Below are 9277 nucleotides of genomic sequence, written 5' to 3' on the forward strand. Positions count from 1 at the left end.
TCCTTGTTCCCGAAGGTTTACGCCATCACCACCAGTCGGCTTCCAACGCCAGACGCCGGGCTTCGGCGGCCTCGGCGGTTCGCCCCAAGACCGTCAGCGCCTGGGCCAGATGATGGTGCGTTTCGCCCGGCGTGGGATCAAGGGCGACCGCCCGCGTCCACGCCGCCGCGGCGTCTTCCGCCCGCCCCTGGGCGTGGCGGACGTGACCCAGGGCAGCATGGGCGGCCGCCCTGTCCGGATCGAGCGCCAGGGCGGCCAGGGCGGCCTGTTCCGCTTCGCCCAGGCGCTTGCGGTCGAGGAGGAGACGGGCGAGCCGCGCCTGGGCGTCGGCCGCCCGATCCGCGCGGCCCAGCCCGGCCAAGGTTTCGGCCAGCTCCGCCAGGGTGGCGGGATGGTCGGGGCTCCGTTCCAGGGCCGTCTCGCAGGCCGCCAGGGCTTCCGGCAGGCGGTCTTGCGCGGCCAGGGCGGTGCCCAGCCCGGCAAACGCCTCGGTCGGGGCGTTCGCCTGGGCCGTGGCCTTGGTGAAAAGGCCGATGGCCTCCGCCAAGGCTCCCCGGGCGACAAGCTGCCGGCCCAGGCGCAGGAGCACCCACAGCGCGTTGGGGCTGATGGCCAGCGCCTCGCGCCAGACCGCCTCCGCCTCGTCCTGCCGGCCTTGGGCGAGCAGCGCGTCACCCAGGAAGTTGCGGACCTGGATGGCGGCGTTCCCGCACGCCAGCGCCCGGCGAAGCGCCGCCTCGGCTTCCGCCGGGCGGCCTGCGAACACCAGCGCCCGGCCGAGCTCGAACCAGATCTTGCCGGCCTGCGGGGCGGCGTCGGGGGTGAGGTCGGCGGCTTGGCGCCAGCAGGCGATGGCCTCGGCCCGGCGCTCCAGCTTGGCCAGCACCTCGGCAAGACCGGCGTGGGCCGGGGCATGGTTGGGGGCGAAGGCCACGAGCTGGCGGAACACCGCCTCGGCCTCGGGCCAGCGTTCCCGCCGGGACAGTGCCCGGGCAAGACCGAGCGCGGCGGCCGCCGCTTCCGGCAGGCGGCCCAGCCCGTCCAGGGCGCGCACCAGCCCGGCATGGGCCTCCACCAGCCCGGAATCGGTGTCGGCCGCCGCGCGCCAGGAGGCGAGCGCGGCCTGCGCTCCCTGTTCCGCTTCCAGGCTTTCGGCCAGCCGCAGGTCGTCACGCGCCAGATCGCGCAGGCGAACGACGGCGCGCCCCCGGGGATCGAGGTCGATGGCGCGGCGGTAGGCGGCGCGCGCCTCCTCCAGCCGGCCCTGAAGGCGCAGCGTGTCCCCCAGGGCGGCGTGGAACTCGGCCGCGCCCGGCCGATGGTCGAGCGCGGTCTGGAGCAGGAACACCGCCTCGTCGTAACGGCCGCGCCGCTCGCACAGGAGGGCCAGATCGTACCACGCCCCGCCCGCGTCGCTTCCCGTGGCGCGGGCGCGGGCGCGGGCCTCCGCCGCCTTGGCCGGCGGGTGGCCGGCGGCGTCCAGGGCTTCGGCCATGTTGTCCCAGGCGCCGGCGTGTCCGGGGTCCACGGTGACGGCACGCTCGAAGGACGCGACCGCCCCCGCCAGATCGCCGTCCACCAGCAGCGCGTTGCCCATGGCGTAGTGGTAGCCGGCTTCGGTCCGGCGGCGGACGCGGTCGCGGAAGTCGTCGGCCATGGGGGAGTCCTTGGGGATCGGCGCGGTCGGGATCGGGACCCGCAGTGTGACCACCCGCCCCAGGCGGCGCAAGCCCCCCTTGGACGGTCGCCGATTTCGCCCCACCCCTTCCGAGAACACCATCTTGGCCACGCCCGCCGCTTGCCGCACAATACCGGCCGCCCTTCACCGCTTCCGGCAAGACGCCCGCATGTTCCTGATCACCTCGGCCGCCTACGTCGCCCCGGAACTCAGCGCGGAGTTCGGCCTGCTGCCGCCCGCCTTCCTGCCGGTGGGCAACCGCCGGCTGTTCGTCCATCAGCTTCAGGAGATCACGGCCGTTCTTCGCGAAGGGGCCGGTGAGCCGGTCCACCTGTCGCTGCCGGAGGATTTCGCCCTCGATCCCATGGACCGGGACCTGCTGGACCGCTTGGGGGTGGTCGTGCTGCGGGTGCCGGCGGGCCTGACGCTCGGCTGGTCGATCCTCCATTGCCTGGAGGCGGGTGGATGGAGCGGCGGCCCGGTGCGCCTCCTGCACGGCGATACCCTGATCCGCGACCTGCCGCTCGACTCCCTCGACGTGGTGACGGTGGGCAGCCCGCGTGCCTACTACCGTTGGAGCGAGGTGGAGACGGGTGCCGACGGCGCCTTCGCCTTCGATTATGGGCTGGGCAGCGACCGGCAGGAACGCAAGGTGCTGTCGGGCTATTTCGCGTTCAGCGACGGCGCCCGGCTGACGGCGGCCATCGCGGCGTCGGGCGGCGACTTCATCCGGGGACTGACGCTTTACGCCCACGGGGCGGGCTTGACGCCGGTCGAGGCGGGGCCGTGGCTCGACTTCGGCAGCCTGCCCACCTATTACCAGTCCAAGGCGGAACTGAACCGGGCGCGCGCCTTCAACCGCCTGAGCGTGACCCGGCGCACCGTGCGCAAGGCAAGCCGGGACGGCGCCAAGATGGCGGCCGAGGCCGGCTGGTATCGCGCGCTGCCCGGGCCGATGCGGCTCCACACCCCGGCCTTCGTGGGCGAGGAGGTGGTGGACGGGATTCCGGGCTACGCCATCGAGCATCTGTTCCTGCCCACGCTCAGCGACCTGTTCGTGTTCGGCCGGCTGCCGCCGTTCGTGTGGCGGGGCATCCTGGCGGGGCTGGACGAGTTCCTGCGCGGCTGCATGGCCCACCCCGTGCCGGCCGCCGAGCGCGCCGGCGTGGCGACGCAGGCGATGGAACTGTGCGTCGCCAAGACCCGCGCGCGGCTCCATCGCTACGCCGAGGCGGCGCGGCTCGACCTGGAACGGCCCTGGCGCCTCAACGGCCGCCCCCTGCCGTCGCTGGCCGCCATCCTGAACGATCTGGCGGCGCGCCTGGAGCCCCCGGCGCCGGACGATCTCTGCCTCGTCCACGGCGATCTGTGCTTTTCCAACGTCTTTTACGACTTCCGGCTGGAAACCGTGCGTGTCATCGACCCCCGGGGCATGGCCGCCGACGGCACCCCCACGCCGTGGGGCGACATCCGCTACGACCTCGCCAAGGTCCGCCATTCGATGGTCGGCCGCTACGACATGATCATGGCCGGTTATTATCATCTGGAGGAGCACGCCCCCTATGACCTGACCTTCGAGTTGCCGGAGACCGAGGCCATCCGGGCATTGGCCGTCCTGTTCCGCCAGACCCGGCTGGCGGGGCGCGCCGTCGAGGCCCCCTCGGTCAAGACGATCACCGTGCTGCTGTTCTTGTCCATGCTGCCGCTGCACGCCGACGAGCCGTGCCGGCAAAAGGCGCTTCTCGCCAACGCCTTGCGCCTGTACACCGAACTGTAGGGGCAGGCCCCTTTTCGGCGAGAAGGCCATGAACAGACGTTCCAAGGACACGGATCAACACGCCCGCATGCGGATCATAAAGCTGGTTCAGGCCGATGAGCTGGAAGCCGCCCTGGCCCTGTGCCGTGCCCAGCTCGACGCCAGCCCGGACGATCCCTGCCTGACCTATGCCACCGGCTGGCTTCTCCGCCGCCTCGACCGGGCCGAACCGGCCGCCGCCCTTTTCATGCGCACGCTGGAACTCACTCCCCAGCACGTCCAGTCCTATTTCGAGCTGGGTTGCCTGTTTTGGGAGGCGAAGCAGCCGAACGAGGCCGCCGTCTGCTGGATGAGGGCCATTACCCTCCAACCCGATCTGGTCGACGCGCATACCTCGCTGGGCACCCTGCTGATGGCCTGCAACCGCCCCGTCGAGGCCCTGGCCTGTTTTCACAACGCCACCCTTCTTCGCCCGGCGATGGCGCCCGCCCAGTACAACGTCGCCACCCTTCTCCTGGGGCTGGACCGGCCACGGGAAGCCCTGGAGCGCTACGAACAGGCCGTCGCCGCCGATCCGACCTATCTGAAGGCGCAAGGCGGGCGGCTGCTGGCTCTTATCGAGCTGCGCAACCAGGGCGGGCCGTGGGACGCCTACGAAGCCAGCCGGCCGCCGCCCTCTCCCGACTTCCGGGCCATACCCACGCCGGCCCCGGAGCCGGTGATGGTGTACTACCGCATCAGCGGCTCCGGTCGGCCCGACCACAAGACCGCCGGTAAGAAAACCTGCCTGCGGAACTTTCTCGATACCTTCCGCCCGGACGGGGCCGAGCTCAGGGTGATCGCCGACAATGCCACGGACGACCTGGTGGCCATGGTTCGGCGGTGCCTGTCGCAGGCCGGTCTGGAGCCTGACCGGATCGTCGAGCGGACGAGCCTCGGCAACTCCCTGTCCTGGCGCTACGTGCGCGACCTTGCCCTGGAGTTGGACGATGGCCGGGCGGTCTACCTTCTGGAGGACGACTACCTCCATCTGGAGCAGCCGCGCGGCTACCTCCTGGAAGGACTGGCGCGGGCCGACTACGTCACCCTCTACGACCATGCCGACAAGTACCTGAGTTTGCAGGATTCGCGCCTGCCCCATGTGGTGCGTTGCGGCGGCGAGCTGACGCGGGTGATCCGCACGCCGTCGAGCCATTGGAAGTTCACCGCCAGCACCACCATGACCTTCGCCGCGCGGGCCGGCACGTTGCGGGCGGACCGCGCGGTCTGGGATCGCTGGACCGCCGAGGGCATGCCGCAGGACTACTGCGCCTTTTTCGAGCTTCAGGAGAAGGGTCGCTTCCTGATCTCGGTGCTGCCCGGCCGCGCCACCCATGTCGAGCCGGAGTGGCTGTCGCCGGGCGTGGACTGGGCGGCCCTGGCGGTCGGTGACCATTCATAAGGCTTCGTCGGCCGTGTTATGGTCGGCGCCGGTTCCAAGCGAGGGCGGCACATGGTCAAGGCGGTTATCGAAGGCGTGCGGGTCGCCGGCATCCGGGCGGCGGTGCCCCGGGCGCGGCATTCCTTCGTGGAGACGCCGGAGCCGTTCACCGCCGACGAGGCGGCCAAGCTCCACGCCGCCACCGGCGTCCGCTCGCGCCGGGTGCTGGCAGACCATCTGTGCGCCTCGGACATGGCGGTGGCGGCCGGCGAGGGCTTGCTGGCCCAGCTCGGCTGGGACCCGGCCGGCGTCGAGGTGCTGATCTTCGTCAGCCAGGACGCCGACTACAACCTGCCGGCCACGGCCTGCGTGATGCAACGCCGGCTGGGGCTGTCCACCTCCTGCGCCGCTTTCGACGTCAACCTCGGCTGCTCGGGCTTCGTCTACGGCACCTGGATCGCCAGCCAACTGCTGCGCGGCTCCAGCGCCACCCGCGCGCTGGTGCTGTGCGGCGACGTCTCGACCCGCCATCTCGTGCCGGGCGACCGCTCCACCCTGCCGCTGTTCGGCGACGCCGGCGGCGCCATCGCGCTGGAGCGCGCCGAGGACGCCGCACCGATGTACGCCTGCTACGGCACCGACGGGCGAGGGGCGCCGCATATCCTGGTCAAGGCCGGCGGCCGGCGCCACGACCTGACCCCGGGGCTGGTCGCCCGCACGCCCGAGGAGGAGGCCCGGTTGTTCGAGGACTCGCGCTTGCGCCTCAACGGCGCCGAGGTCTTCGCCTTTACCCTGCGCGCCGTGCCGCCTTTGCTGCGCGAGGTGACGGAGCACGCCGGTGTCGGCCTGGGCGACCTCGACATGGTGGTCATGCATCAGGCCAACAAGTTCATGCTCGACCATCTGCGCAAGAAGACCGGGGTGGCGGAGGACAAATTCCTGGTGGACATCCAGGACTTCGGCAACACCAGTTCCGCCTCGATCCCGCTGGCCATCAGCCACCGCCTGGGCGAGCCCTTGAGCCGGGGGCGGATGAAGATGCTGCTGGCCGGCTTCGGGGTCGGCTGGTCGTGGGGGGCGCTGATCGCCGACATCGGCCCGATCGCCCCGCCGGGCGTCAGCGAAATCCCCGACGACTTTCCACCGCTTACCCTGGCTTGAGCCATGCGCAATCCCCTGGCCCTCACCGGCCGCCGTATCCTGGTCACGGGGGCGTCAAGCGACAGCGACATCGGCCGCGCCCTGTGCCTGACGCTCGCCGACCTCGGCGCGCGGCTGGTGCTGGTCGGCCGCCGCCGGGAGCCGCTGGAGGAGACGCGGGCGTTGCTGCCATCGCCCGACGATCACATCGTCGCCGCCGTCGATCTGGCCGACCTGGACGCCATCCCGGGCTGGATGGCGCGGCTGGCCGACGACGGCGGGCCGTTTTCCGGCCTCGTCCATGCCGCGTCCGTCCAGGGCTATTCACCGTTGCGCCGGATCGACCGGGCGCAGGTGGACCGTTACTTCACGCTCAACGTCGGCTCGGGCCTGATGCTGGCGCGCGGGCTTCAGCGGAAGGGAGTGGCGGCGGTTCCGGCGGCCATCGTCTTCGTCGGTTCGGTGGCGGGGCTGACCGGGCAGAAGGGAAGGGCGCTCTACGCCGCCTCCAAGGCGGCCTTGGCGTCGGCGACGCAGACCCTGGCGCTGGAACTGGCCGACCGGGAGATCCGCGTCAACGGCGTGGCGCCGGGGATCGTCGCGGGGCGGCGGGCCGAACAGCAGTTCGCCCTGTTGACGGCGGAGCAGAACGCCGGCCTGAAGGCCGCCCATCCCCTGGGCTTCGGCCAGCCCCAGGATGTGGCCGACGCGGCGGCTTTCCTGCTGTCCGACGCCAGCCGGTGGATCACCGGCGTCATGCTGCCGCTCGACGGCGGCTACCTGGCGGGTTAAGCCCGGTTCCCTGGGGGGAAATCACACCTTCGTGAATGCCTAAAATTTGGGCATATCGACTTACTCACAGGCTGAACCGTGGCGGGCGGGGGATCGGCCGACCATCATTCCCCAACTATGCACGGAGATATCCACAGAAACTGTGGAGAGTTTTCCCTAAATGGTTTCGTGCGCGGAAGTATACAACACGATTCAGCGGGAACCGGGGACTCGCCGGGCGGCGCTGTTGGCCTCTGAAAGAGGATTGTTACTGCACGTCACGGGCTCGAAATCGGCGTCATAGTAGCCTTATGGTGGCATCGGAAAAATGAAATTCCCCTATGTCATGATGAAGAAGCCGCTTTTTTTCTTCACTCAGCTCGACTTTGCTCATTCAGGCTGGGAAGCAGACGGCTCGAATGAGCAAAGTCGAGCTCAGGGATAAGGCTCAGCGTTCCGACAACCCGGAGTCCGGCGCCCGCGATGGGGGTGGCGGGGGGAAGGGGCGGCCCGACAGGAAGGCGGCGATCCGCTCCGCCACCTCGGCGTCCTGGACGTTGGCGATGCAGTGGGGCACGGGCGCGGCGCAGCCGTCCTCGCACGGCCACAGGGCGCTGTCGGGGCGGAGCAGCAGGACCTTGCCGGATTCGTAGGCGGGATCGCTTGCCGAAGGATGGGAGGTGAAGACCACCACCGGCGTGCCCTCCGCCGCCGCCAGTCGCGCCGGCGCCTCGTCCATGGACAGGACGGCCTTGCACCCCCGTATCACCGCCGCTGCCTCGGCCGGCGTCAACCGGCCGGTCAGATCCAGGGCGCCGGGCAAGCGTTCGGCGAACGGGCGTTCCGCCTCGCCGCCCAGCACCACGAAGCGCACGCCGGGATCGCGGGCCAGCCACCGGCAGATGTCGGCCAGCCGCGCCGGCGGGAAGGCCCGGGCGGGATGGCCGGCGCCGGGACACACCGCCACCACGCCGGACAGGTCGGCCGGCACCGCTCCAGCGCCGATAGCCGGCACATCGAAGTCTTGCGGCGGCCGCCCGGCCTGGAAATTGGCCCACATCGTCTCGAACGCCCGTTCCAAATGGCGGGCGAAGCGCTCGGTGTCGAACAGCGGGAAGCTGTTGCGCTGGTGCTCCAGCCGGGCGCGCAAGCCCTTCAGGCGCGCCGGATCGCCCGCCAGCGCCACCGCTTGGGCGACAAAGCGCTCGGGCGTGTCGACGATCATCTCCGCCAGCCCCACCGCCGTCAGCATCGACGCCGCGATGCGCCCGGCAAAACGGGAGCCGCGCAACGTCAGCAGCGGCAGCCCGCCCCACAGCGCGTCCAGCGCCGTGGTCGAGGCGGTCAGCGTCACGGTGTCGAGGAACAGGTCGGCCAAGGCGTGGCGGGCCAGATGCTCGGCCTTGTCGGCCACGCGGGTGGCAAACACCAGCCGCCCGGGATCGACCCCGGCCGCTTCCGCCGCCCGCCGCAGGTTCGCCTCCAGCGCCGGATCGTCGTTGCGGGTCAGCCACAACTGGCTGCCCGGCACCTGGCGCAGGATCGCCATCCACAGCCCGAAGCCGGCGCGGTCGATCTTTTGCGGGTTGTTGAAGGCGCAGAACACGACGGCGCCGTCGGCCAGCCCGTAGGCCGCCCGCGGCTTCACCGCCGCGGCGATCGGCGCGCGGTCGGTGACGTGATAGCAGTCGGGCAGCCGCGCCACCGCCTCGCGGTAGCGCCGCGGCTCGCCGTCGGGCACCACGACGCGGTCGGCCAGGAGGTAGTCGAGGCTGGGGATGCCGACGCCGCCGGCATGGCCCAGCCAGTAGACCTGGACCGGGGCGGCGCGGTGCGCCGGGATGCCCAGGCGCTTGGGCGTCATGCAGCCGTTGAGGTCGATCAGGATGTGGATGCCGTGGGCGCGGATGGCGGCGGCGGCGGCGGCGTCGGACAGGTGGCCGATCTCCTCGAAGTGGTCGACGCCGGCGCGGATCTGGCGGTGGAAGGGCTCGGCCTCGTGGGCGCGGTCCTCCAGCGAGAAGGCGAAGACCTCGAAGCGGGAGCGGTCGTGCAGGCCGTAGAGGCTGAGCGTGACGTGGCCGACCGGGTGGTTGCCGAAGTTGGGCGAGAGATAGCCGATGCGCAGCCGGCCGTCGGGGCGCGGCGGCGCGGCGGCGCGCGCCCGTGCCATGGCCCCCGGCTCCTCGGGCAGCAGCGCGGCGAAGCGCTCGAAGATCGGCGGGAACAGCGCGTCGTCCAGCGCGACGAGGACGCTGAGGTAGACCACGTCGGCGATGCGCCGCCAGTCGCGCTCGGCGGCGAGGTGGTGCCGCACGACGGCGCGGAAAGCCGCGGCCATCCGGTCGGCCTCGTCGAAATGGCAGCCGAACAGCAGGTTGTAGAGGTACTCGCGTTGGGTATGGAGGCCGTTCGGCAACAGCCGGGCGGCGGCCTGATAATGGACCAGCGCCTCGGCGCGCCGGTGGGCCTGAGTGAAGAGATTGGCGACGTTGAAGTGGGTATCGGCCAT

General features: G+C 71.1%; 6 protein-coding genes. 4 read left to right on the forward strand and 2 right to left on the reverse strand.

The annotated features are described in order from the left end of the window. Positions 1–25: 25 nt before the first annotated feature. Positions 26–1657 carry a tetratricopeptide repeat protein gene (locus VED21_RS03835; protein WP_324880985.1) on the reverse strand — a complete coding sequence of 544 codons (1632 nt, stop codon included), beginning with the start codon at positions 1655–1657 and terminating at the stop codon, positions 26–28. Positions 1658–1847: 190 nt separating this feature from the next. On the opposite strand from VED21_RS03835, the gene VED21_RS03840 reads away from it, so the two are divergent. Genes VED21_RS03840 through VED21_RS03855 form a run of 4 tightly spaced genes read left to right on the forward strand, consistent with a single transcriptional unit; the run spans position 1848 to position 6786 of the window. Continuing rightward, entirely contained in the window at positions 1848–3455 is a 1608-nt protein-coding gene (locus VED21_RS03840; protein ID WP_324880986.1) for a phosphotransferase, read from the forward strand. A 28-nt stretch (positions 3456–3483) separates the two neighbouring features. Continuing rightward, on the forward strand, positions 3484–4875 hold the full coding sequence (locus VED21_RS03845; RefSeq protein WP_324880987.1) for a tetratricopeptide repeat protein: 1392 nt from the start codon (positions 3484–3486) through the stop codon (positions 4873–4875). A gap of 51 nt (positions 4876–4926) precedes the next feature. Next, positions 4927–6015 carry a ketoacyl-ACP synthase III gene (locus VED21_RS03850; protein ID WP_324880988.1) on the forward strand — a complete coding sequence of 363 codons (1089 nt, stop codon included), beginning with the start codon at positions 4927–4929 and terminating at the stop codon, positions 6013–6015. A gap of 3 nt (positions 6016–6018) precedes the next feature. Beyond that, on the forward strand, positions 6019–6786 hold the full coding sequence (locus VED21_RS03855) for an SDR family oxidoreductase (RefSeq protein WP_324880989.1): 768 nt from the start codon (positions 6019–6021) through the stop codon (positions 6784–6786). Between the two features lie 427 nt (positions 6787–7213). On the opposite strand, the gene VED21_RS03860 is transcribed toward VED21_RS03855, so the two are convergent. Further along, positions 7214–9277: glycosyltransferase family 9 protein (locus VED21_RS03860; protein WP_324880990.1), on the reverse strand; the 2064-nt coding region annotated here is incomplete at its 5' end.

It is taken from the genome of Azospirillum sp. (assembly GCF_035627195.1).
Classification (GTDB): domain Bacteria; phylum Pseudomonadota; class Alphaproteobacteria; order Azospirillales; family Azospirillaceae; genus Azospirillum.